Genomic DNA, 22933 nt, shown 5'->3' on the forward strand with positions numbered 1-22933 from the left:
AATTCCGCCACCTGGGCCAACGGCGAAGGAGCTTTAAGGGTCGCTTGCCGGCTTGTCAATCGGTGTGTGCGGCCGCGCAGATCGGTCCGGGCGCCGGGGCCGTGTTCCAGCCAGCTCTTGCGCACCGCCGGCCGCCGCACCCTCGTGCGGTTGAGCCCCGGGTCCAGTTGGTGCAGGCCGATGGAGGACGGGTCCGGATCGCCCGCGACCGGCCGGATGGTCGGACCCTCCGCCGCGGACGGGTCCACTTCATAGACGCCCCAATGGGCTGCGGTATAGGTCGTCATCGGCCTGGCTTTCTTATTGGGGGAACGGGATCGCGTGCCGGTCGGCGCCTCAGGACGCCGTCTCCTCGACCACCAGTTCCAGCGAAATCAGGATCGGGTTGTCGCCGCGGACCGGCTTGCCGATATGGACGTCGCCGCTAGCATCGATCAGCGCGATCTCGACATCCGCCTTCGGATGCCCGTCGGGGCCGGTCGTGACTTTGCCGTTGAGGACGGCGAGTTCGGTCGGCGGCTCGTCATTGGCAAGGCCGTCCTCGAACCGGAGGCCGACGATGCTGCCGATGCCGCTGCGCACGATGGCGTCCTTGAAGCCGTGGCGGGCGCACAGGGCCTCGATGGCCTCGATCATGTCCTCGTTCGGGCGCACCCGGGCGATGACTGCGCGCGGGCCGGCATCGCCGGCGGACGCGTCCCCGGCCGAGGGCTGGAACAGCGTGAAATTGGTCTCCGGGTCATAGGTCGCGGCCATCCTCGCCCCGCTGACGCCGTAAAGGACGCCGGAGCCCGGCTCCGCGATCCGCGTCATGTGCGGCCAGAGATGGCCGCCGCGAACCGTGCCGTCGTCCTCGCGCCACAGCGCATGGCAGTGCAGGAACGTCTCGCCCTCGCGCTCGCCGACCGTGGCATAGGCGCGCTCGATCCGCACCACGCCCTCCGGCTTGTGGGTCTTGCTGTAATAGGCAACCCGCTCCGGCGTCTCGGAATAGGTCGGCATGACATATTCCATGGGCGAGAAGGCGACGTTTTCGAATTCCAGGCCGCCGGCGGCGAGCCCGGCCGCGCCGAGCGCCTCCGTCACCGCCTCAAGCAGCGTCTGGCCCGGCCGGAACGCCACCTCGACGCGCCGCGCATGGCCCTCGCAGCTTGCGATGCGCATCGGGTCGACCGGCCCCGGATGGACGAGACGGCGATCCCCGGAGGACGCCGCAGGGCCGGCATCGGACATGTTGATCTGTGACATGGGTTGCTGTCCTTTCGATATCTATGCCTGTTTGACCAGTCGGGCCGATGGCGCGCGGCGCACCTTGCCGACCTGCCGGACCAGTTTCGCCTCGATGGTTTTTGCCTCCGCCAGAAGCAGATCGGCCAGTTCGCGCTGCCGCGCCCCCTGCAGCCTCTGCTCGATGGAGCCGATGGAAAGCCCCCCCACCGCGACCCCGTCGGCATTGCGCACGGCAACGCCGATGGCCCAGGACCCGGGGTGGAAGATCCCCGGATTGAGGGCGAAGCCGCGCTCCCGCGTCTCGGCGATGACCTGGCGCAAGAGCTCGTCCGTCAACATCGGATAGCGCTCGCGATAGACCGGCGTGTTGGCCTCGATCACCGCATTCATCTCATCGTCGGGCAGCGCCGCCAGGATGGCAATCCCGTGCGCGGCGACCCCGAGCGGATGGAACTGGCCGACATCCAGAACGTGCGAGCGGATCGGATGCTTGCCGTCCTCGCGGATCAGGCAGGTGGTGTGATCGCCACGCCGGAGCGAGAAGAAGGCCGTGTCCTCCGATGCCCGCGCCAGGCGGATGACGCTGGCATGGGCAAGCGGGTGCAGGCCGAACCGGTCCGAGGCGATGACGCCGAGAATGTAGCAGCCGGCACCGAGGCGATACTGGCGCGTGTCCGCATCCTGCTCGACCAGGTCGGCCCGCATCAGGGCGACCAGCAACCGGCGGACCGTTGCACGGGTCAGCCCGCTGGCCGAAACGAGGGTTCCGAGCGAGGCGCCGGAGCGATGGTGCTCGGCGACGATGGCAAGAAGATTGGTGGCCCTCTCAATGCTTTGGCTTCCGGTTGCATCCTTTGTGGCAGGCATCGTTTCCATTCCTGAGTAAATTCTTATATGTCCATAATATGGACTTCTTGATCGTTGTAAACATCATAAAAACCTAGACATATATGTCAAACGGATATACTATCAGATAGTCGTTCCACAATATGGACTTTTATTGAGAACGAACGGCAACTCCGCGACGGCCGGCAAGCGGCCGCATAGACGTTTCCTGGGAGGAAAGAATGGCTCTTAAGATCGATCGGCGACGCTTTGTTCTGGCTGGCGGCACCGCCGCCCTTGCGGCACCCTTTATCCTGTCCGGCAAGGCCCGGGCCGCCGAGTTCAATTACAAATTCGCCAACAACCTGACCACCGACCACGCGCTCAACGTCCGCGTCAATGAGGCGATCGAGCGGATCCGCGAGGAGTCCGGCGGCCGGGTCGACATCATGGTGTTCCCGAACAACCAGCTCGGCTCCGACACCGACACGCTCAGCCAGCTCCGCTCCGGCGCCGTCGAGTTCTTCACGCTCTCCGGCCTCATCCTGTCGACGCTGGTCCCGATCGCCTCGATCAACGGCATCGGCTTTGCCTTCCCGGATTACGCAACCGTCTGGAAGACCATGGACGGCGACCTTGGCGCCCATGTGCGCGCCGGCATCGAGAAGTCCGGCCTCCACGCCATGGAGAAGATCTTCGACAACGGCTTCCGCCAGGTCACCACGTCGACCAAGCCGATCACCGGCCCCGACGACCTCGCCGGCCTCAAGATCCGCGTCCCGCCGAGCCCGCTGTGGACGTCGATGTTCCAGGCCCTCGGCAGCGCCCCGGTCTCCATCAACTGGAACGAGGTCTACACCTCGCTGCAGACCCACGTCGCCGACGCCCAGGAAAACCCGCTGTCGACGATCAAGATCGGCCGCCTCTACGAGGTGCAGAAATACGTCTCGCTGACCAACCACATGTGGGACGGTTTCTGGTTCCTGGCCAACAGCCGCGCCTGGGGCGCCCTGCCGGAGGACCTGCAGGAGATCGTCTCGCGCAACATCAACCAGGCGGCCGTCGAAGAGCGGGCGGACTCCGAGAAGAACAACCACAGCCTCAGGGCGGAGCTGGAGGGGCTTGGCCTCACCTTCAACGCGCCCGACACGGGACCGATCCGCGAAAAGCTTCGCTCCGCCGGCTTCTACGACCAGTGGAAGAAGGAATACGGCGAGGAAGCCTGGGCCCTGCTGGAACAGACCACCGGCAAGCTCGGCTGACTGACGTCTTTCGCAGCGCCGGGCTCCGAGCGGGCACGGCTGGCGTAACCGCCCGCGTGTGACCGCGCCGGGCGCAGCAACACCGGTCCTTCAACATGCAAAGCACCACAATGGTTGCGGACGACGATACGTTGCCGCAAGTCAGCGAAAACCCGGAAGCCCGCAAGGGCTCCCGGTACCTTTGGCCGGTCGAGTTCGTCGCTGCGATCCTCATGGTCGGCATCGTGGCGTTGCTGTTCCTCGGCGTCGTCACCCGCTACTTCCTGAACCTGCCGCTGATCTGGGTCGAAGAGGCCGCGTCCCTCTGCTTCCTGTGGCTGGCCATGCTCGGCGCGGCGATCGCCATCGACCGCAACGAGCACCTCCGGCTCACCCTCATCGTGCACCTGCTGCCGGCAAGGCTGCAGGCCTTCGTCGAGGCCCTGGCGCTGGTCGTGGTCGCCACCTTCCTGATCGCCCTCTTCCCCTCGGCCTTCGAATACGCCGTGGCGGAATGGGCGATCACCACGCCGGCATTGCAGATCCCCGGCACGATCCGCGCCGCCGCCATTCCCTTCGGCATGGGGCTGATGCTGCTGCTGGTCGCCGTCTACGCGCTGCAGACCTACAAGCTCTGGCACCTCGTCGTGTCCGCCGTCTTCATCGGCGCCATCGGCGGGGTGTTGTGGCTCGCCTCGCCGACCCTCATCTCCATCGGCTCGTCGTCGCTGTTCCTGTTCCTGCTCGCCTTCGTCTCGCTGGCGCTGGCCGGCGGCGTGCCGATCGCCTTCTGCTTCGGCATCGGAACGCTGAGCTACCTCGCCTTCGGCACCCACGTCCCGGTCTTCGTCATGATCGGCCGCATCGACGAGGGCATGTCGGGCGTCGTCTTGATGGCGGTTCCAATCTTCGTGCTGCTCGGCTGCATCCTCGATGCCACCGGTATGGGCAAGGCCATCGTCGCCTTCCTGTCGGCGATCCTCGGCCATGTCCGTGGCGGCATGTCCTATGTCCTCCTCGGCTCGCTGTTCGTCGTCTCGGGCATCTCCGGCTCCAAGGTCTCCGACATGGCGACCGTCGCCCCCGCCCTCTTCCCGGAAATGAAGCGCCGTGGTAACAAGCCGCCGCAGATGGTGGCGCTCTTGGCAACCGGCGCGGCGATGGCCGATACGGTGCCGCCCAGCATCATCCTCATCGTCATGGGCTCGGTCGCCGGCATTTCGATTGCCGCCCTGTTCACGACCGGCATCGTCATCGCCCTGGTGCTCTTGATGGTGCTCGCCATCCTCGCCCGCTTCCTCGCGCGCACCGACGACATGTCCGGCATTTCCAAGGCCCCGCGCTCGGTCGTCAAGCAGACCCTGGTGGTGGCGATCCCGATCCTCATCCTGCCGTTCATGATCCGCTTTGCTGTCACCGACGGCATAGCTACGGCGACCGAGGTCTCCACGGTCGCCGTGCTCTACGCGCTGATCGTCGGTGCAACGCTCTATGGCGGCCTCAGCGGCAGGAAGCTCTACGATATTCTCGTGGAGACCAGCGCCCTGACCGGCGCCATCCTGCTCATCCTCGGCACCGCGCTGGCGATGGCCTGGGCGATCACCCAGGCCGGCGTCGCCCACCAGTTCGCCCGCATGATGTCGGACCTGCCCGGCGGCTGGATCTCCTTCATGGCGCTGTCGATCGTCATGTTCATCGTCCTCGGCTGCGTCCTTGAGGGCCTGCCGGCGATTGTGCTCGTCTCGCCGCTGGTGTTCCCGATCTCGCGCCAGCTCGGCATCAACGACGTCCACTACGCGATGGTCATGATCACGGCGATGAACATCGGCCTGATGACGCCGCCGGTCGGCATCGGCTTCTACCTGGCCTGCCGCATCGGCGACGGCCGGCCCGACGAGGCGATCAAGGCGATCTGGCCGTTCCTCGGCGCGCTGCTCGTCGGCTGCCTGATCATCGCCTTCCTGCCCTGGATTTCGACCTTCCTCCTGTGAGGACTACCGTTTTCGACCGACCCCGCCGGCCGCCAGCTCCGGCGGTCGCGGCGGGCCTCGGGCGCCGCACGCTAGAACCGAAAGGACCGCATCCGATGGACGCACCAGCTCTTGGCGACAACAGCCAGCTCGCGGAACATTCCTACCGCGTTCGAAAAAATGCCATCCGCATGGCGGAGGTGCACAAGCAGGGCTACATCGCCCAGGCCCTCGGCGTCGCCGACGTCCTCACGGTGATGTATTTCCACGCCATGAATGTGCGCCCTGAGGAGCCGGACTGGGAAGGGCGCGACCGCTTCCTGCTCTCGGTCGGCCACTACGGCATCGCCCACTATTCCATCCTGACCGCGGCCGGCTACCTGCCGGAGGAAGAGCTCGTCACCTACGGCCTCGACGACAGCCGGCTGCCGATGTCGGGCATGACCCACTATACGCCGGGCGCGGAAATGTCCGGCGGCTCGATCGGCCTCGGCCTGCCGATGGCCGTCGGCATGGGCCTCGGCCTGAAGCGCAAGAAGTCCGATTCCTTCGTCTACACCCTGATGGGCGACGGCGAACTGGCCGAGGGCCCGACCTGGGAAGCGGCGATCTCCGCCGCCCACTACAAGCTCGACAACATCATCGCCGTCGTCGACTTCAACGCCATCCAGGCCGACGGGCCGTCGCGCGAAGTGATGCGCACCGAGCCGCTGATCGAGAAGTTCGAGGCCTTCGGCTTCTTCGCCCAGCGCGTCGACGGCAACGACCTCGACGCCCTCGTCAAGGCGTTCGACGCCGCCCGCGAATATGACGAGCCGAAGCCCCGCATCATCATCTGCGACACCCAGCTCGGCAACGGCGTGCACTTTCTGGAAAACCGCGAAAAAAGCCACTTCGTCCGCCTGACCCAGGAAGAATGGGACGACGCCTACGAAGCGCTTGACGCATGGAAGACGACGAGGACCCGATGACCACGCCCCGGACCGAAACGGCCGCACCGGCCAAGAACGCACCCGCCATCATCGCCTCGTCCGTCGATGAGGGGCACCGCACCAAGCAGGCGCCCTTCGGCGAGACCCTGGTCAGCCTTGCGCGGACCATGCCGGAGATCGTCGGCATGAGCGCGGACCTTGCCAAATACACCGACATCCACATCTTCGCGGCGGCCTATCCCGACCGCTTCTACCAGATGGGCATGTCGGAGCAGCTTATGATGACGGCGGCCGGCGGGCTGGCCAAGGAAGGCTTCATTCCCTTCGCCACCACCTACGCCACCTTCGCCGCGCGGCGCTGCTACGACTTCATCTCGCAGGCGGTCGCCGAGCAGAACGCCAACGTCAAGATCGTCGGCGGCCTGCCGGGCCTGACCACCGGCTACGGCCCGAGCCACCAGTCGACGGACGACCTGGCGATCTTCCGCGCCATGCCGAATCTCACCGTTATCGACCCGTGCGATGCCCACGAGATCGAGCAACTGGTGCCGGCGCTGGCCAAGCATGACGGACCGGTCTACACGCGCATCCTGCGCGGCGCCGTGCCCCTCATTCTCGACGAGTACGACTACCAGTTCGAACTCGGCAAGGCCAAGCTCCTGCGCGGCGGCCGCGACGTCCTCATCATCGGCACCGGCTTCATGACCATGCGCGCCCTCGACGCCGCCAAGAGGCTGGCCGCCGACGGCGTCGACGTGGCGGTGCTCCATGTGCCGACGCTGAAGCCGCTCGACGAGGCGACCATCATCCGCGAGGCGAGCCGCACGGGCCGCCTGGTGGTGACGGCAGAGAACCACTCCTGCATCGGCGGCCTCGGCGATGCGGTGGCGGGCCTGCTGTTCCGCTCCGGGGTGACGCCGGCCATGCGCCAGATCGCCCTGCCGGACGCCTTCCTCAAGGCCGGCTCGCTCGAGGTCCTGCAGCATCGCTACGGCATCTCGACCGATGCGATGATCCACTCGATCAGGTGCTGGCTCTGACGGCTGCGAACGGAGACGACTAGCGATGCCGGAAAAAACCATCGTCATCACGGGCGCCGGCTCCGGCATCGGACTGGCGACCGCCGAGCTTCACGCCGCCAGGGGCTGGCACATCGCCGCCGTCGACCGCGATGCCGCCGCGCTTGAGCGCATGAAGGAACGGCTCGGCGACGCGTCGGTCAGCCTCCACGCCGCCGACATCACCGACGAGGCGGCGGTCGAGACCCTCGCCGCGGAGTGCCGCGATAGCGCGCCGCCGGTCGCAGCGCTCGTCAACAGCGCCGGCATCGGCGCCGCCATGCCGATCACCGACACCACGTCGGAGATGATGCGGCGCATCTACGAGGTCAACGTCATCGGCGCCTTCCAGCTTTGCAAGGCGCTGACGCCGCTGATGACCGAGGCCGGCGGCGGCGGCATCGTCAATATCGTCTCGGTCTCCGGCATCAAGGGCAATTTCGGCCGCTCGGCCTACGGCGCCTCCAAGGGCGCGCTGATCACGCTGACCAAGATCATGGCGGTGGAACTGGCCGCGGCCGGCATCCGCGTCAACGCGGTGGCGCCTGGGCCGATCGAGACGGCGATGTCGCGCGACCATCATAGCGAGTCGACGCGCGAGGAATGGCACCGCACCATTCCGATGCGGCGCTACGGAACGCCGGAGGAAGTCGCCGAGGCGGTACTCTTCCTCGCCGATCCGCGCACCTCCTCCTACGTCACCGGACAGATCCTCAGCGTCGACGGCGGCTTCGTCAGCGCCGGACTGATGGTCTGAGGCGGCGCGCGGGAGCGCTCGGGCGACATGCGGCTCGACGGTGGGCGGAGTGCCGGTGTATGGAGGATCGGCGGCGGTCCCGTCGCCGACGATTTCCGCAGCCTGGAACGGGTGACATGAACGCTGATCCCGACAGCAACCGTCCGCCTTCGACGAAGGTCTCCAACCTCGCCCATTTCCTGACGCGGAACGCCGCCCGGCTCGGCGACCGGCCGGCCATCGTCTGGGGCGACACGGTCCTCACCTGGGCCGGCCTCGACGCCCGGGTCTCCGCGCTCGCCGCGGCGATGCGCGACGACTACGGCATCGGGTTCGGCGACCGGGTGCTGCTGCATTCCCCCAATAGCAACCAGATCACCGAGACCATGCTCGCCTGCTGGCGGCTCGGCACCGTCTGGGTGCCGGCCAATTTCCGCCAGAGCGCCGACGAGGTCGCGTTCCTGGCTGAAAAGGCCGACGTCTCGTTGATGGTCTGCGAGGCCGGATTCCCCGACCACGCCGCCGCCTGCCTCGAAGGGACGCCACGGCTTCAGAAGGTGCTGCGCGTCGGGCCCGGCGATTTCGGCGACGACTATGAGGCCGCCGTCGCCCGGCACCTCGGCACCGACGTCGCCAATGCCGAGGTCGACCGCGACGATCCCTGCTGGCTGTTCTTCACCTCCGGCTCCACGGGCCGCCCCAAGGCCGTGGTGCTGACCCACGGCCAGCTCACCTTCACCGCCCTCAACCACCTCGCCGACCTGATGCCCGGGACCGCGCCGGAGACCGACGCCAGCCTCGTCGTCGCGCCGCTGTCGCACGGCGCCGGCATGCACCAGCTCACGCAGATCGTCGCCGGCGTCACCAGCATCCTGACGCCGAAGGGAAAGTTCGACCCGGCGAAAGCCTGGGACCTGATCGAGCGCTACCGGATCACCAACCTCTTCACCGTCCCAACCATCGTCAAGATGCTCACCGAGTCCCCCGCCGTCGACGCCTTCGACCATTCCAGCCTGCGCTACGTCATCTATGCCGGCGCGCCGATGTACCGGGAGGACCAGAAATTCGCCCTGAAGAAGCTCGGCAAGGTGCTGGTGCAGTATTTCGGGCTAGGCGAGGTCACCGGCGCGATCACCGTGCTGCCGCCGGGTGAGCATTACGAGGAGGACGTGCCGGAGGCCCGCATCGGCACCTGCGGCATCGAGCGCACCGGTATCGAGGTCAGCATCCAGGACGATTTCGGCCGACCGCTCGGGTCGAACGAGACCGGCGAGATCTGCGTGACCGGCCCGGCCGTCTGCGCCGGCTATTTCCGCGACGACCACGCCAACGCCGCGGCCTTCCGCAATGGCTGGTTCCGCACCGGCGACCTCGGCCATCTCGACCGCGAGCGCTTCCTCTACATCACCGGCCGCGCCTCCGACATGTACATTTCCGGGGGATCGAACGTCTATCCGCGCGAGATCGAGGAGATCCTGCTCTCCCATCCGGCCTTGAGCGAGGTCGCGGTGCTCGGCGTGCCCGACCCGCAATGGGGCGAGTGCGGGTTGGCGGTCTGCGTGCCCGTATCGGGTGCCGCGCCTTCGGCGGAGGACCTCGCCGATTTCCTTTCCGCCAAGCTCGCCCGCTACAAGCTGCCGGCCCGCTACGTCTTCCTCGACGAAATGCCGAAGACCGGCTACGGCAAGATCACCAAAAAACTCGTCCGCGAGCACCTTGCCGCCGAGGGCCTGTTGGAAACCGCCCCGTCCTGAGCGGCGACGGGAGCCCGGCCGGCTATTCCTCCGACAAGTGATCGCGAATGAAGGACGCCGTCGCCTCGTAATGGGCGGCGAGCAGCCCCTTCGCCTTGTCGGCATCGCGCGCAAGGGCGGCGTCGAGGATCGCCCGGTGTTCGGCCGCCACATCCCGCGAGCCCGTCTCCATCGACAGCGAAAACCGCCGATAGCGATCCGCGCGGCTGTAGAGAGTGCGGCAGAACTCCAAAAGGATCGGCGAGCCGCAGGCCGACACCAGCGTGTCGTGGAACTCCGAGTGCCGGGCCTCCCAGTGCTCGTCGTGCAGATTGGCGCCATTCTCGCGCCGGCGCGGCAGGTGCTCCAGGAGATGCAGGCTGGAGATCAGCGCCGCCTCCCAGTGCTCGTCGCCGAGCCGGATGGATTCTTCCAGCGCCCAGCCCTCCACCCGGCTGCGCGTGCGAACGAGGTCGTCGAGTTCCGAGACGACAAGCTTGGTCACCCGGTAGCCGCGATTGTGTTCCACCTCGACGAGCCCGGCCGCCACCAGCCGCGTCAGCGCCTCGCGCACCGGCGAAACGCTCATGCCGCAGAACTCCTGCAGCTCCTGGAACCGGAGCTGCGCCCCGGGCGGGAACTCGCCGTTGATGATGGCGGACTGCAGGATCCGCCATGCCGTTTCGCTTCGACTGCCTGTCATGCTCTCGTCACCGATTTTCGAAAATCTTGACCTTCTTTGAAAATCATGCTCCTTTTCAATAGTGCCTGGCGTCGGGATTGAAAAGGGAAATGTCTCCGGCAGCCCCGATTTGCCCCATCCGGCAGCGGCCAGACGACGGCCGTCGCGGGAAGGCTGACCCAGGCACAGGAATTCCCACGGCGCCGGACGGTGCGTCCAAGGCAATAGAAGAGTTTTCGAAGAAGGGAGAAAGAAGCCGTGTTCAAACCCATTATTGGCGTGCTCGCGCTGGTTGCCGCATCCGCGATCAGTTTTACGGCACACGCCGCGGAAGTGACAATTCGCTTCCCCGTGGAGTACTCGCTGGAAATCACCCCCGGCAAGGCGAACGCCGAGTTCAAGCAGCTCGTCGAGGAACGCTCCAACGGCCGCATCGAGGTCAAGCTGTTCCCCAACGGCAGCCTCTACAAGGGCCTCGACCTGGTGCAGGCGGTCCTGCGCGGCGACGCGGAAATGACGACGCTGATCCAGGCCTACTGGAGCGCCCTGTCGCCGAAGACGGCCGTGTTCGAGCTGCCTTACGTGTTCCCGACCAAGGAAGCGTTCTACCGCGCGGTGGACGACGGTTTCTTCCAGGTCGCCTATGGCGAGGTCGAGGAAAAGGGCGCCAAGCTGATCACGGTGCTGCCCTTCGACTACCTGGTCCCCGGCGCCCGCGATACCGCGATCGTCGAGCCGACCGACTTCAAGGGCCTGAAGTTCCGCGGCCTCGGCAAGGTCAACCTCGCCATGCTGGAGCTTCTCGGCGCCACGCCGGTCTCGCTCAACTTCGCCGAGGTCTCGCCGGCGATCCAGCAGGGCCTCATCGACGGTCTCAACGTTCCGACCGACAACTACATGATCTACAAGTGGAACGAGACCATCAAGAACGTCACCTACGCGCCCTATTACATCGCCTACTACCCGTGGACGGTGAACGCGAAATGGTGGAACGGCCTCGACCCGGAGCTGCGTGAGATCATCCAGCAGGCAGCGACCGACGTCGCCGTCAAATACCGGCCGATCGCCGCCGCCAATTCCGAAAAGGCCATCGAGGACATGCGCGCCGCCGGCGTCAACGTCCACGTCCAGACGCCGGAAGACATCGAGAAATGGATCGCGGCCACCCAGCCGGTCTGGGACCAGTTCAAGAGTCAGATCGGCGAGGACCTGATTGACCGCGTGCTGACCTACCGCGAGGAATGATGCTGCATCGCTTCGAGCGCATCCTGGCACGCCTGGAGGACGCCCTTGCCGGCGTCCTCCTTGCCGCCGTGCTCTTCGTCATCACCTACGAAATGGTCCTGCGCGGGCTGTTCGGCCACTCCAACCTGTGGACCGACGAACTCTCGCGCGTCCTGCTGGTGACCATGGTCTATATCGGCGTCATCGGCGTCACCCGCGACGGCGGCAACATCAAGGTCGAGCTCATCGTCTCCGCCCTCGGCGAGAAGACCCAGAAGGTGCTGGTCAAGATCGTCGACGTCCTCTGCCTCGTCTTTTCCCTGGCCGCGACCTGGCTCGGCATCGAATACGTCATCGAATCCATCGGTTTCGGCATTTCGTTCGCCCATTCCAACCTGCCCTTCCCGGTCTGGGTCTCGCAGCTTATCGTCCCCATCGCCTTCGGGATGATCAGCATCCGTCTCGTTCTGCGCATTGCCGGCATCGGCCCGAGCGAGCCCGCGCCAAGCGTCGAGGTCTGATCCCGGTGGCCGCAACCCTCATCATTCTCGTCCTCGGCTTTCTGGCCATCGGCATGCCCGTCGCCTTCGCGCTGTGGCTGACCGGCCTGATCACCGTCGTCCTGTTTGGCGTGACCTCGTTCACCCAGATCGCCCAGTCGATCTATTCCGGGCTCGACAGCTTCATCCTGCTTGCCATCCCGTTCTTCATCCTCGCCGGCAACATCATGCTGCACTCGGGATTCGCGCGGTATCTGTTCGACTTCATGCAGAGTCTCGTCGGCGGCATTCCGGGCGGCGCCTCGGTCGGTGCCAGCGGCTCGGCCGCCGTCTTCGGCGCCATGACCGGATCGTCGGTGGCCTCCGCCGCGGCGCTCGGCCGGGTCATGATCCCGGTGATGGAGACCCTCGGCTACCCGCGCAAATACACGGCCGGCCTGATGGCCGCCGGCGGCACCCTCGGCCTCTTGATCCCGCCGAGCGTCACCCTCGTCATCTATGGCGAAATGGCCCAGCAGTCGGTCCGCGACCTGTTCATTGCCGGCGTCGTTCCCGGCATCTGCGCCGCCAGCGTCATATCGCTCGTCGGCTTCGCCATCGCCATCCGCAAGCGCTACGGCATCAGCTCCGAGGCCTTCTCGTTTCAGCGCGTGCGCAAGAGCTTTGTGAAGGCCGCCCCCGCCCTCGTCATGCCGGTGGTCGTCCTCGGCGGCATCTATTCCGGCGTCTTCACGCCCACGGAAGCCGCCGCCGCATCGGTCGTCTACGGCCTCGCCGTCGGCATGCTGGTCTACCGCAGCATCAAGGTCTCCGACCTGCCGCGCATATTCGTGGAAAGCGCCCGCGGCACCTCGTCCGTACTGTTCATCCTGTCCGGCGCCCTCTTCGTCGGCTTCCTGGCAACGCTCGCCGGCATTCCCCAGTCGATCGTCCATGCCATCGAGGTGCTGGACCTATCACCGCTCGCCTTCCTCGCCATCACCAGCATCGTCCTGATCATTCTCGGCTGCTTCCTCGACGGCTTCACGCTGCTGACGGTCGTCGCCCCGCTCCTCCTGCCGAGCGTCGTCAGCCTCGGCATCAACCCGATCCACTTCGCCATCGTTCTCGTGCTCAACATCGAGATCGCGGCGATCACTCCGCCGATCGGGCTCAACCTGTTCGTGATCGCCGGCATTTCCGGCACCACCATGCAGGAGGTCGTCGTCGGTTCGACGCCCTTCGTGCTGGCGCTGTTCGCCGTGCTCGTGATCGTCATGCTGTTCCCGACCCTGTCGCTCATTCTAATCTAGAGGTTGACCGGTGACCCTTCCCATTGTCGATGCCCATCACCACGTCTGGCGGCTGGCGGACCAGCCCTGGCTCCAGGGCCCGTCCGTGCCGCGCATCTTCGGCGAATACGACCCCATCAAACGCGACTACCCGATGGCGGAGTATCTCGGCGACATCGAAGGATCGAACGTCGTCAAATCGGTCTATGTGCAGACCAACTGGGCCAGGGAACGCGCGGTCGAAGAGGTCGAGTGGGTGCAGTCCATCGCCGATGAGACCGGCTGGCCGCACGGCATCGTCGGCTTCGTCGATTTCTTTGCCGACACTGCCTTCGAGACCCTGCAGCAGCACGCACGCGCGCCCTTGATGCGCGGCGTGCGCCAGCAGCTCCACTGGCACGAGAACCCGCAATACCGCTTCGCCAGCGGCCCCAACGAGATGGCCTCCGAGACCTTCCGGGCCAACCTGGCGCGCCTTCCGGAGTTTGGCTGGCTGTTCGAATTGCAGGTCTTTGCCCCGCAGATGGCGGACGCGGCGGACCTCGTCAGAGCCTTCCCGCAGATCACCTTCGTGCTGGAACATGCCGGCATGCTGGAGGATACCTCCGACAAGGGCCGCGCGGACTGGCGCGAGGGCATGAAGCGGCTCGCGGAACACCCCAACGTCCACACCAAGCTCTCCGGCCTCGGCACCTTCGTCCATCAGAACGATCCCGAGCACATCGCCCGGATCTTTGCCGACACGGTGGAGATCTTCGGCGCGGAGCGCTGCGTCTGGGGCTCCAACTTTCCGATCGAAAAGCTCTGGACCGACTACGCCTCGCTCGCCGACGCCGCGAGGGCGGCCGTCGCCGGGCTGCCGGAAGCAAGCGCCCGGGCGATCCTCCACGACAATGCGGTGAAGCTTTACGGGCTCGATAGCGCGGGCTGATCCCGCGCATCGCATCCGGACGCTTCACTCCACGACTCTCCCAAGACACACGACGAAGAAATTAGAAAGGACATCAGCATGCGGTTGATCCGCTATGGTGAGCCGGGACAAGAAAAGCCCGGCATTCTGGATACTGAAGGCCGGGTTCGCGATCTCTCCGCCACGCTCGACGACCTCGGCGCCGCGTCCCTCGGCCGCGACGCGCTCGAACGCCTCAAGGGCGTCGACGTCGCCGGCCTGCCGCTCGTGGCTGAGGGCACGCGGCTCGGGCCCTGCGTTGCCAATGTCGGCAATTTCGTCGCCGTCGGCCTCAACTATTCCGACCACGCGGCCGAGACCGGCGCGGCGATCCCGGCCGAGCCGATCCTCTTCAACAAGGCCCCCTCCTGCATCATCGGCCCGAATGACGATGTCGTCATTCCGCGCGGCTCCACCAAGCTCGACTGGGAGGTCGAACTGGCGCTCGTCATCGGCGAGACCTGCAGCTATGTGAGCGAGGAGGAGGCGCTGTCCTACGTCGCCGGCGCATGCCTTTGCAACGACGTCTCGGAACGCGCGTTTCAGAACGAGCGCGGCGGCACCTGGACCAAGGGCAAGGGCTGCCCGACCTTCGGCCCGCTCGGCCCCTGGCTCGTCACCCTCGACGAGATCGACGACCTGCAGGACCTCGACATGTGGCTCGACGTCAACGGCAACCGCCGGCAGACGGGCAATACCTCGACCATGATCTTCAACTGCGCCTTCCTCGTCCACTACATCTCGCAGTTCATGATCCTCAGGCCGGGCGACGTCATCACCACCGGCACGCCCCCCGGCGTCGGCCTCGGCATGAAGCCGCAGACCTTCCTGAAGGAGGGCGACCGCATGAGCCTCGGCATCAAGGGCCTCGGGACCCAGGAACAAACGGTCCGCGCCTGAAAACAATCGTCGGGTCGGCTCCAAGTCCTCCAGCTTGCATCAGCCGACAAGGCGCAAGAGGGCGTTCAGCATGAGCTGGGCGCCCTTTTCGATGTCGGCCCCGTCGCTCCATTCCGCCGGCGCATGGCTGATGCCGGCGCGGCTCGCAATGAAGATCAGCCCGGAGGGTGCGAGCGACTGCATCGTCTGGGCGTCGTGGCCGGCGCCGGACGGCATGGAGAGAAAGTCGAGGCCAAGCTTGTCCGCCTCGCCCATCAGCATCTCTTGCAGGCCGGCATCGAGCGCGACCGGCGCGAGCCAGCTTTTTTCGACAATCTCATGCACCAGCCCGTGCGCCGTGGCGGCGGCTTCGACGTCAGCGACGACCGCATCGCGCAAGGCCCGCATCACCTCTCCCGACGTATCGCGGAGGATGACGGAGAACTCCGCGACACCGGGGATGGTGTGGGCGAAGTTCGGCTGAACGTCGACCTTGCCGATGGTGACGCGGCTCTCCTCCGTCCCGAACCGCTCGATGAGCGCGGGGATGCCGGCGGCCACAGAAGCAAGGCCGGCGAAGGCGTCGGCGCGCATCTCCATCGGCGTCGTGCCGGAGTGGTTGGCGACACCCGTAAACCGGACCTGCAAAAAGCAGACGCCGGATATGGCGGTGACGATCCCGAGCGGGATTTTTGAGCGCTCCAGCACCGGCCCCTGCTCAATATGGAGTTCCAGGAACGCCTCGATCGCGCCCGGCAGCCACGCGGCATCGAGGGCCTTATGGGCATCGAGCCGCTGCGCCGCCATCGCATCGACGAGACGAATGCCGTCGGCGTCCGACGCCGTGTCGATCCAGTCGCGGGTCACCGTTCCGGCGATCGCCTGCGAGCCCAGCATGCCGCCGAACCGGCCCTCCTCCTCGGCGGTCGCGACAACCGTCACCGCCGTCTTCGGTGTGACGCCGGCATCCTTCATTGCCCGCACGCATTCCAGCGCCACGCACACCCCGAGGGAGCCGTCGAAGGCGCCGCCCTCCGGCACCGTGTCGAGATGGGAGCCGGCCATGACGCACGGTCCCTCCGCCGGGCCGAAGCGACCGAAGAGATTGGCGACGCCGTCGCGGCTGACGGCGAGACCGTCGGCTTTCATTTCGCCGGCTAACCAGTCCCGCGCCGCCATGTCGGCGTCCGAATAGCCGATGCGGTTATGGCCGCCGGTTGTCTCGTTGATGCCGAAGGCGTTGACGCCGTCCAGGAGGCGGCGGAGGCGGTTCATATCGATGACAGGTGGCTGGGAGGACATGGCGGGGACGAAAGGTCCTTTCGGGGACAACGGATCGAAGAACGTCAGGATTGCACAAAAATTTATCATAATAAATTGTTGCGCATATTTTAATTTTCAGGATTAATTGACGCCAGTCCGAAACGATGGAGATCGCCATGAAGACCCTTCTGGCTACCGCGATGACCATTGCCGCGCTGGCATTTGCTTCGCCGTCCCTCGCCCAGACACCCCCGAACGTTCTGATCGTCGGCCAGATCGCCGAGCCGAAGTCCCTCGACCCCCATGCGGTGACGGCGGTCAACGACTTCCGCATCCTGATGAACGTCTATGACGGTCTGGTGCGCTACAAGGACGGCACACTCGAAGTCGAGTCGGCGCTGGCCGAGAGCTGGACGATCTCCGACGACGGCACGGTCTACACCTTCTCCTTACGCGACGGCATCACCTTCCATGACGGCACGCCGTTCAACGCCGAGGCGGTGAAGTTCAATTTCGAGCGCATGCTCGACGAGGACCACCCGTTCCACGACACCGGCCCGTTCCCCCTCGCCTTCTTCTTTTCCGCGGTCGACACGGTCACGGCCGACGACGAGCTGACGGTGGAATTCAAGCTGAAGGAGCCCTATGCCCCATTCCTCTCCAACCTCGCCTATCCGACCGGGCTCATCGTCTCGCCCGAGGCGGTGAAGCAGTACGGCAAGGATTTCGGCCGCCATCCGACCGGCACCGGCGCCTACAAATTCGCCGAGTGGGACGCCAACGCCAAGGTCGTCGTCTCCCGCAACGAGGACTACTGGGACGGCGCGCCGTCGCTGGAAGCCGTCATCTACCGGCCGATCACCGACGCCAACACGCGCATCGCGGAAATGCTCTCCGGCGGGCTCGACATCATGGTGGAAGTCCCGCCGGACAGCCTGCAGCAGTTCCGCTCCGACGATGCGTTCGTCGTCCACGAGCAGGCGGGCCCGCATCTCTGGTTCCTGATCCTGAATGCCAAGGAAGGCCCATTCGCCAAGAAGGAGATTCGCCAGGCCGCCAACTACGCCATCAACAAGAAAGCGTTGGTCGACAACATCCTGCAGGGCACCGCCGAGGTCGCTGCGGGGCCGACGCCGCCGGCCTTCGCCTGGGCCTACAATGACGGGCTTTCGCCCTATCCCTACGATCCGGAAAAGGCCAAGGCCATGCTCCAGGAGGCCGGCTATGACGGCGGCGAGGTCACCTTCTACGTCACGGAAGGCGGCTCCGGCATGCTCGATCCGGTCGCCATGGGCACCGCGATCCAGGCCGATCTGGAAGCCGTCGGCATGGACGTCAAGATCGAGACCTACGAGTGGAACACCTTCCTCGGCAAGGTCAATCCGGGCCTGGAAGGAAAGGCCGACCTTGCCGAAATGGCCTGGATGACCAACGATCCGGACACCCTGCCGTTCCTGGCGCTACGCACCGGGGCCTGGCCCGACAAGGGCGGCTTCAACTCCGGCTACTACTCCAACCCCAAGGTCGACGAACTCCTGGAAAAGGCGCGCCGCGCCACCGACCAGGACGAGCGCGCGGGCCTCTATAAGGAGATGCAGGAGATCGTCCGCGAGGACGCCCCCTGGGTGTTCGTCGCCAACTGGAAGCAGAACGCCGTGACGAAGGCGAGCGTCGAGGACTTCAAGCTGCAGCCCTCCTTCTTCCTGATGCTGCAAAAGGTCGCCAAGCCGCAGTAGCATACGACGCCGCCGGCTTTTCGGTCGGCGGCCGTCCTTGCAGCCCGGGGGAGCAGCACCCGTGTCGGCCTATATCGCGAAACGGCTTCTGGCGGCGATCCCGGTGCTTTTCGGGCTGACGGTCATCGTCTTCCTGATCATGGCGATGATCCCCGGCGACCCGGCGACCGCCATCCTCGGCTCCTACGCGACGCCGGAGAACGTGGCACGCCTCAACCGCCAGCTCGGCTTGGACAAGACCCTCGTCGAGCAATATGTCATCTGGCTCGGCAACATGCTCCAGGGCGATTTCGGCCGTTCCTACACCCTCAACCGGCCGGTGATCGACGAGGTCATGGAGCGGTTCTCCGCCACCCTCGTCCTTGCCGGCACCTCGCTGCTGCTGTGCTCCGTCTTCGGCCTCATTGCGGGCGTCGTCTCCGCCGTGCGCCAGTTCTCCTTTACCGACAAGATCATCACCTTCGTCGTGCTCATCGGCATTTCGGTACCGTCCTTCTGGCTCGGCCTTCTCTTGATCCTCGTCTTTGCGGTGAACCTTCGATGGTTCCCGGCCTCGGGCATGTTCGCGATCTATGGCGGCGGCGACCTTCCCGACCTCCTCTACCACCTCGCCCTTCCCGCCGTGACGCTGGCGGTCGTCGCCACCGGCGTCATCGCCCGGCTGACCCGCACGGCGATGCTGGAAGTGCTGCGCCAGGACTTCATCCGCACCGCCCGCGCCAAGGGCGTCACGGAGAACGCCGTCATCTACCGACACGCCTTCAAGGCGGCCCTCGTCACCGTCATTCCGGTGATCGGCATCCAGGCCGGCTTCGTGCTGGGCGGCGCGGTCTATATCGAGACCGTGTTCCAGTGGCCGGGCATCGGCTCCATGCTGGTCAAGGCGATCTCCACCCGTGATCTCTTGCTCGTCCAGGGCGGGGTGCTGGTCGTTGCCGCCGCCTATGTGCTCTTCAACCTCGCCGCCGACGTCGTCCAGACCCTGCTCGACCCGAGGCTGCGCTGATGACCGACGCGAGCGCCCCGGCAAGGAGAGCCGCCGCCCGGCCGGACACGCTCCGGCTTCTCCTCAACAACACGCTGGCAACGGCCGGCCTTGCGATCTTCGCCCTCATCGTCCTGATCGCACTCGCCGCCCCCCTCCTCTCCCTGCCCGACCCGGACGCCACCGCGCCCGTCGATCGCTTGCTGAGGCCCCTCGCCGACGGCCATCTCCTCGGCACCGATGCCCTCGGCCGCGACATCCTCTCGCGCCTTATCTGGGGCACGCGGGTCAGCCTTCTCGTCGGCATCTCGGCAACCCTGATCGCCGCCTTCTTCGGCTCTCTGATCGGCCTTGTCGCCGGCTACGCGGGCGGACGTGTCGACACGCTCTTGATGCGCGGCATCGACATGGTCATGGCCTTTCCCTACATCCTCCTGGCGCTCGCCATCGTCGCTGCGCTCGGACCGGGCCTCCTCAACGCGCTCTATGCGATCGCCGTCGTCAACATCCCGTTCTTTGCCCGCAACATCCGCGGCATCGCGCTCGGCCTCTCGCGCCGGGAATTCGTCGACGCCGCCCGGCTCTCCGGCAAGTCGAACGCCCAGATCCTCTTCTTGGAGGTACTGCCCAACGTCCTGCCGGTGATCATCATCACCATGTCGACCACCATCGGCTGGATGATCCTGGAGACGGCGGGCCTCTCCTTCCTCGGCCTTGGCGCCCAACCGCCCCAGGCCGACCTAGGCTCCATGCTCGGCGAGGGCCGCAAGATCCTCTTCACCGCGCCGCACGTCTCGATCATCCCGGGGCTGATGATCTTCGCCCTCGTCATGAGCATCAACCTCCTCGGCGACGGGGTGCGCGACGTCCTCGACCCGCGCCTGAAATCCGGCGCCCTGACCCGGCCGGTGGCTCGCACGGCGGTGGCAAAGGGGAACATGCCGGACGACGTCGCCCCTCGGCGCGACGCCATCCTCGACGTGCGCGACCTGAAGACGGAGTTCCGCTTCGGCGGCGAGGTGTTCAAGGCCGTCGGCGGCGTCGACCTGCATGTCGGGCGCGGCGAATGCCTCGGCATCGTCGGTGAATCCGGCTCCGGAAAGTCCGTCTCGGCGATGTCGATCATGGGGCTGGTGCCGACGCCGCCCGGCCGCATCGCCGGCGGCATCGCGCTGCTCGACGGCGAGAATCTTTTCACGGCAACGGACGAGCGCATCCGCCAGCTTCGCGGCTCGGCCGTCTCACATGTCTTCCAGGACCCGCTCTCGACCCTGCATCCGCTCTTCACCGTCGGCGCCCAGCTCATCGAAGCCATCCAGGCCCACCGGCCGCTGACGAAGGCGCAAGCGCGCGCGAAGGCCGCGGACCTCTTGAAGCTGGTGCGCATCCCGAACCCGGCCGAGCGCCTGAAGTCCTATCCGCACGAGCTCTCCGGCGGCATGCGCCAGCGCATCTGCATCGCCATGGCGCTCGCCAACGACACCAAGGTCATCATCGCCGACGAGCCAACTACGGCCCTCGACGTGACCGTGCAGGCGCAGGTGCTGGCGCTGTTGGACGCCTTGCGCCGCGAGAAGAACACCGGCGTTCTCTTCATCACCCACGATTTCGGCGTCGTCTCGGCGATCTGCGACCGCGTCGCGGTGATGTATGCCGGCAAGTTCGTGGAGACCGGAACCACCGAAGACGTCCTCAAGGCCCCTGCCCATCCCTACACCGCCAAGCTGATCGACTGCGTGCCCGTCCTCGGCCAGCCGGAGCGCCGGTTGGACGCCATCGAGGGCCGCCCACCGGTCGTCAACAATCTGCCGGACGGCTGCGCCTTCGCGCCGCGCTGCCCGCGGGCAAAGGACGATTGCAGCGAAGCGCCGATCCCACTCACCGAACTCGGCGAAAACCGCACCGTGCGCTGCCTCCACCCCTTGAGCGCGGAGGCCGCCAATGGATGATGCCGCGCTCCTTCAGATCGACAACGCCGGGCGCGTCTTCGGCGGCGGACGCACGCTGTTCGGGAGCAAAAAGCCGGCCGTCCACGCCGTTCAGGACGTCAGCTTCAGCGTCAGGAAGGGAGAAACCCTCGGCGTCGTCGGCGAATCCGGCTGCGGCAAGTCCACGCTCGCGCGCATGATCGTCGGCCTCGATGCGCCGACCGGCGGGCGCATCGTCTTCGACGGCCGCGACCTCGTCGCCGAGGCCGGCCGCGACCTGAGGCGCCTGTCGCGCGAGGTGCAGTATGTCTTCCAGGACCCGGTCGCCTCGCTAAACCCGCGAAAGACGATCCGCACGATCCTCGAAGCCCCGCTGATCCACCTTCTCGGCCTCGACCGGGCCGCGCGCGAAAAACGCCTCGGCGAGCTGATGGACGCCGTCAATCTCGCCCCGGAATTCCTCGACCGCTATCCGCACGAATTCTCCGGCGGCCAGGCCCAGCGCATCGGCATTGCCCGCGCGCTCGCCGCCGACCCCAAGCTCATCATCCTCGACGAGCCGGTCTCCGCCCTCGACGTCTCGGTGCAGGCGCAGGTGCTCAACATCCTCGACGGTCTGAAGGACCGCTTCGGCCTCACCTACATCTTCATCAGCCACGATTTATCGGTCGTTGAAAGCGTCAGCGACCGGGTCGCGGTGATGTATTTCGGCCGGCTCGTGGAGATCGGGCCGGGCCGCACCGTACTCAGCACACCCCGCCATCCCTACACACATCTGCTGCTGCAGTCGGCGCCGGCGCCCGGCCGCCGCGCGCTGATCTCCGAAGACGCCAACACCGAGCTTCCCGACCCCTACAATCCGCCCCCCGGCTGCGCCTTTCATGCCCGCTGTCCGCGCGGCACCGACATCTGCATGACCAAGATCCCGCCGCTTGAGGCAATGTCCGGCGAGACGGATCACCGGGCGGCCTGTTTCCATCCCCACGAGGCACGATAGGCAGCAATGAGCGATGCGAGCGACAGACCTGCGCCCGTGGTGCCGCCGCAGGGCGCCAGGAAGCGCAAACGACCCGACATCGTTGCCGAGGCGATCCGCGACCGCATCATGCAGTCCGGCCTTTCCCCCGGCGACCGCATCCCGGCCGACTGGCTCGACACCGAGGCGCTGAAGGTCTCCCGCGGCACCTTGCGCGAGGCGCTGAAGGTGCTGGAATTCGAAGGCCTGATCGCGACCAAGACGGGCCCCGGCGGCGGCGCCTTCATCGCCGCCATCGTGCCGGAAAACGCGCTGCGGATGCTCGACAATCTGTTCCTGTTTTCCCCGCCCTCGATCGCCGACATCTATGCGATCCGCAAGCTGCTGGAGCCGGAACTCGCCGCCTCCGCCGCCGGCGGCGCCCTGTCGCCTGAGGCCTTCGCGGCCCTGGAGGCAACGATCCGGCTCTACGAGGCCGAGCCCTTGTCCGGCGAGGAGGAGTACCGCCAGCGCATGGCGGAGCTCGACTTCCATGCCGAGCTCGCCCGCAACAGCCCGAACCGGCTGCTCGGCTTCATCGCCGTCTTCCTGCTCAGCCTGCTGCGCGACATGACCGTCTGCCGCGAGATCTACCGCGAGCCCCATCCGGAGCTGCGCGAGACCGGCCTCAACTACCAGGTGCTCCTGTTACGGGCGATCAAGGCGGGCGACGGCCCCCGCGCCCGGCAGATCATGCGCGAGCACATGGTCGAGGCGGAAAAATACATGCTGGAGCGCGCCGTTTTGCGCGAGCGCCCGGCCTCAAGGCCGTGAGA

At 66.2% G+C, this 22933-nt stretch carries 21 protein-coding genes; 16 read left to right on the forward strand and 5 right to left on the reverse strand.

Annotated features, from left to right (window positions below; translation table 11 throughout):
- From CH339_RS09450 to CH339_RS09460, 3 genes are all read right to left on the reverse strand, one after another.
- A partial coding sequence (locus tag CH339_RS09450) for a hypothetical protein (protein WP_210207374.1) occupies positions 1-287 on the reverse strand: 287 nt, incomplete at its 3' end.
- A gap of 49 nt (positions 288-336) precedes the next feature.
- Complete coding sequence (locus CH339_RS09455) at positions 337-1248, reverse strand: PCC domain-containing protein (RefSeq protein ID WP_201241003.1); 912 nt, start codon at positions 1246-1248, stop codon at positions 337-339.
- A gap of 21 nt (positions 1249-1269) precedes the next feature.
- Positions 1270-2097: an IclR family transcriptional regulator gene (locus CH339_RS09460; protein WP_244669112.1), complete on the reverse strand. Its 828-nt coding sequence runs from the start codon at positions 2095-2097 to the stop codon at positions 1270-1272.
- A 200-nt stretch (positions 2098-2297) separates the two neighbouring features.
- Here CH339_RS09460 and CH339_RS09465 point away from each other — a divergent pair, with 200 nt between their 5' ends.
- From CH339_RS09465 to CH339_RS09490, 6 genes are all read left to right on the forward strand, one after another.
- Positions 2298-3317, forward strand: coding sequence for a TRAP transporter substrate-binding protein (locus CH339_RS09465; RefSeq protein WP_111434109.1), 1020 nt, complete (start codon positions 2298-2300; stop codon positions 3315-3317).
- A 95-nt stretch (positions 3318-3412) separates the two neighbouring features.
- Positions 3413-5287: a TRAP transporter large permease gene (locus CH339_RS09470; RefSeq protein ID WP_420825893.1), complete on the forward strand. Its 1875-nt coding sequence runs from the start codon at positions 3413-3415 to the stop codon at positions 5285-5287.
- 95 nt (positions 5288-5382) lie between these two features.
- On the forward strand, positions 5383-6237 hold the full coding sequence (locus CH339_RS09475) for a transketolase (protein WP_111434111.1): 855 nt from the start codon (positions 5383-5385) through the stop codon (positions 6235-6237).
- Positions 6234-7238, forward strand: coding sequence for a transketolase family protein (locus CH339_RS09480; RefSeq protein ID WP_111434169.1), 1005 nt, complete (start codon positions 6234-6236; stop codon positions 7236-7238). The genes CH339_RS09475 and CH339_RS09480 overlap by 4 nt, the downstream gene beginning before the upstream one ends.
- Before the next feature lie 25 nt (positions 7239-7263).
- The gene (locus CH339_RS09485) at positions 7264-8013 is read left to right on the forward strand and encodes an SDR family NAD(P)-dependent oxidoreductase (RefSeq protein ID WP_111434112.1); all 750 of its coding nucleotides are present in this window, start codon (positions 7264-7266) and stop codon (positions 8011-8013) included.
- A 116-nt stretch (positions 8014-8129) separates the two neighbouring features.
- Complete coding sequence (locus CH339_RS09490; protein WP_111434113.1) at positions 8130-9746, forward strand: acyl-CoA synthetase; 1617 nt, start codon at positions 8130-8132, stop codon at positions 9744-9746.
- Between the two features lie 22 nt (positions 9747-9768).
- Here CH339_RS09490 and CH339_RS09495 read toward each other — a convergent pair whose 3' ends face one another.
- The gene (locus CH339_RS09495; RefSeq protein WP_111434114.1) at positions 9769-10428 is read right to left on the reverse strand and encodes a GntR family transcriptional regulator; all 660 of its coding nucleotides are present in this window, start codon (positions 10426-10428) and stop codon (positions 9769-9771) included.
- A 237-nt stretch (positions 10429-10665) separates the two neighbouring features.
- Between CH339_RS09495 and CH339_RS09500 the strand changes: the two genes are divergently transcribed.
- The 5 genes from CH339_RS09500 to CH339_RS09520 all read left to right on the forward strand — a co-directional run bounded on the left by CH339_RS09500 (position 10666) and on the right by CH339_RS09520 (position 15251).
- Positions 10666-11652, forward strand: a complete 987-nt coding sequence (locus tag CH339_RS09500; RefSeq protein ID WP_111434115.1) for a TRAP transporter substrate-binding protein — start codon at positions 10666-10668, stop codon at positions 11650-11652.
- The gene (locus CH339_RS09505; protein ID WP_170138460.1) at positions 11652-12152 is read left to right on the forward strand and encodes a TRAP transporter small permease; all 501 of its coding nucleotides are present in this window, start codon (positions 11652-11654) and stop codon (positions 12150-12152) included. The genes CH339_RS09500 and CH339_RS09505 overlap by 1 nt, the downstream gene beginning before the upstream one ends.
- 5 nt (positions 12153-12157) lie before the next feature.
- Complete coding sequence (locus CH339_RS09510) at positions 12158-13423, forward strand: TRAP transporter large permease (RefSeq protein WP_111434117.1); 1266 nt, start codon at positions 12158-12160, stop codon at positions 13421-13423.
- Positions 13424-13433: 10 nt separating this feature from the next.
- Entirely contained in the window at positions 13434-14333 is a 900-nt protein-coding gene (locus CH339_RS09515; protein ID WP_111434118.1) for an amidohydrolase family protein, read from the forward strand.
- 78 nt (positions 14334-14411) lie between these two features.
- The gene (locus CH339_RS09520; protein ID WP_111434119.1) at positions 14412-15251 is read left to right on the forward strand and encodes a fumarylacetoacetate hydrolase family protein; all 840 of its coding nucleotides are present in this window, start codon (positions 14412-14414) and stop codon (positions 15249-15251) included.
- A gap of 39 nt (positions 15252-15290) precedes the next feature.
- Here the strand turns inward: CH339_RS09520 and CH339_RS09525 are convergent, their stop codons facing one another.
- Entirely contained in the window at positions 15291-16505 is a 1215-nt protein-coding gene (locus CH339_RS09525; RefSeq protein ID WP_244669111.1) for a Zn-dependent hydrolase, read from the reverse strand.
- A 164-nt stretch (positions 16506-16669) separates the two neighbouring features.
- Between CH339_RS09525 and CH339_RS09530 the strand changes: the two genes are divergently transcribed.
- The 5 genes from CH339_RS09530 to CH339_RS09550 all read left to right on the forward strand — a co-directional run bounded on the left by CH339_RS09530 (position 16670) and on the right by CH339_RS09550 (position 22931).
- On the forward strand, positions 16670-18229 hold the full coding sequence (locus CH339_RS09530) for an ABC transporter substrate-binding protein (RefSeq protein WP_111434170.1): 1560 nt from the start codon (positions 16670-16672) through the stop codon (positions 18227-18229).
- 61 nt (positions 18230-18290) lie between these two features.
- Positions 18291-19235 carry an ABC transporter permease gene (locus tag CH339_RS09535; protein ID WP_111434121.1) on the forward strand — a complete coding sequence of 315 codons (945 nt, stop codon included), beginning with the start codon at positions 18291-18293 and terminating at the stop codon, positions 19233-19235.
- Complete coding sequence (locus CH339_RS09540) at positions 19235-21163, forward strand: dipeptide/oligopeptide/nickel ABC transporter permease/ATP-binding protein (protein ID WP_111434122.1); 1929 nt, start codon at positions 19235-19237, stop codon at positions 21161-21163. Before CH339_RS09535 ends, CH339_RS09540 begins: the two co-directional genes overlap by 1 nt.
- On the forward strand, positions 21156-22139 hold the full coding sequence (locus CH339_RS09545) for an ABC transporter ATP-binding protein (RefSeq protein WP_111434123.1): 984 nt from the start codon (positions 21156-21158) through the stop codon (positions 22137-22139). Before CH339_RS09540 ends, CH339_RS09545 begins: the two co-directional genes overlap by 8 nt.
- Positions 22140-22145: 6 nt before the next feature.
- Positions 22146-22931, forward strand: a complete 786-nt coding sequence (locus CH339_RS09550) for a FadR/GntR family transcriptional regulator (RefSeq protein ID WP_111434124.1) — start codon at positions 22146-22148, stop codon at positions 22929-22931.
- Positions 22932-22933 lie beyond the last annotated feature (2 nt).

The organism is Rhodobium orientis (genome assembly GCF_003258835.1).
In the GTDB taxonomy this organism is placed as follows: domain Bacteria; phylum Pseudomonadota; class Alphaproteobacteria; order Rhizobiales; family Rhodobiaceae; genus Rhodobium; species Rhodobium orientis.

What these genes read in the sequence shown, in the direction of transcription:
- CH339_RS09455 (WP_201241003.1), bottom strand. Translation starts at nt 1,248, where the DNA reads ATGTCACAGATCAACATGTCCGATGCCGGCCCTGCGGCGTCCTCCGGG.
- CH339_RS09465 (WP_111434109.1), top strand. Translation starts at nt 2,298, where the DNA reads ATGGCTCTTAAGATCGATCGGCGACGCTTTGTTCTGGCTGGCGGCACC.
- CH339_RS09550 (WP_111434124.1), top strand. Translation starts at nt 22,146, where the DNA reads ATGAGCGATGCGAGCGACAGACCTGCGCCCGTGGTGCCGCCGCAGGGC.
- CH339_RS09525 (WP_244669111.1), bottom strand. Translation starts at nt 16,505, where the DNA reads ATGAACCGCCTCCGCCGCCTCCTGGACGGCGTCAACGCCTTCGGCATC.
- CH339_RS09505 (WP_170138460.1), top strand. Translation starts at nt 11,652, where the DNA reads ATGCTGCATCGCTTCGAGCGCATCCTGGCACGCCTGGAGGACGCCCTT.
- CH339_RS09520 (WP_111434119.1), top strand. Translation starts at nt 14,412, where the DNA reads ATGCGGTTGATCCGCTATGGTGAGCCGGGACAAGAAAAGCCCGGCATT.
- CH339_RS09480 (WP_111434169.1), top strand. Translation starts at nt 6,234, where the DNA reads ATGACCACGCCCCGGACCGAAACGGCCGCACCGGCCAAGAACGCACCC.
- CH339_RS09530 (WP_111434170.1), top strand. Translation starts at nt 16,670, where the DNA reads ATGAAGACCCTTCTGGCTACCGCGATGACCATTGCCGCGCTGGCATTT.
- CH339_RS09460 (WP_244669112.1), bottom strand. Translation starts at nt 2,097, where the DNA reads ATGCCTGCCACAAAGGATGCAACCGGAAGCCAAAGCATTGAGAGGGCC.
- CH339_RS09475 (WP_111434111.1), top strand. Translation starts at nt 5,383, where the DNA reads ATGGACGCACCAGCTCTTGGCGACAACAGCCAGCTCGCGGAACATTCC.
- CH339_RS09540 (WP_111434122.1), top strand. Translation starts at nt 19,235, where the DNA reads ATGACCGACGCGAGCGCCCCGGCAAGGAGAGCCGCCGCCCGGCCGGAC.
- CH339_RS09495 (WP_111434114.1), bottom strand. Translation starts at nt 10,428, where the DNA reads ATGACAGGCAGTCGAAGCGAAACGGCATGGCGGATCCTGCAGTCCGCC.
- CH339_RS09545 (WP_111434123.1), top strand. Translation starts at nt 21,156, where the DNA reads ATGGATGATGCCGCGCTCCTTCAGATCGACAACGCCGGGCGCGTCTTC.
- CH339_RS09485 (WP_111434112.1), top strand. Translation starts at nt 7,264, where the DNA reads ATGCCGGAAAAAACCATCGTCATCACGGGCGCCGGCTCCGGCATCGGA.
- CH339_RS09470 (WP_420825893.1), top strand. Translation starts at nt 3,413, where the DNA reads ATGCAAAGCACCACAATGGTTGCGGACGACGATACGTTGCCGCAAGTC.
- CH339_RS09490 (WP_111434113.1), top strand. Translation starts at nt 8,130, where the DNA reads ATGAACGCTGATCCCGACAGCAACCGTCCGCCTTCGACGAAGGTCTCC.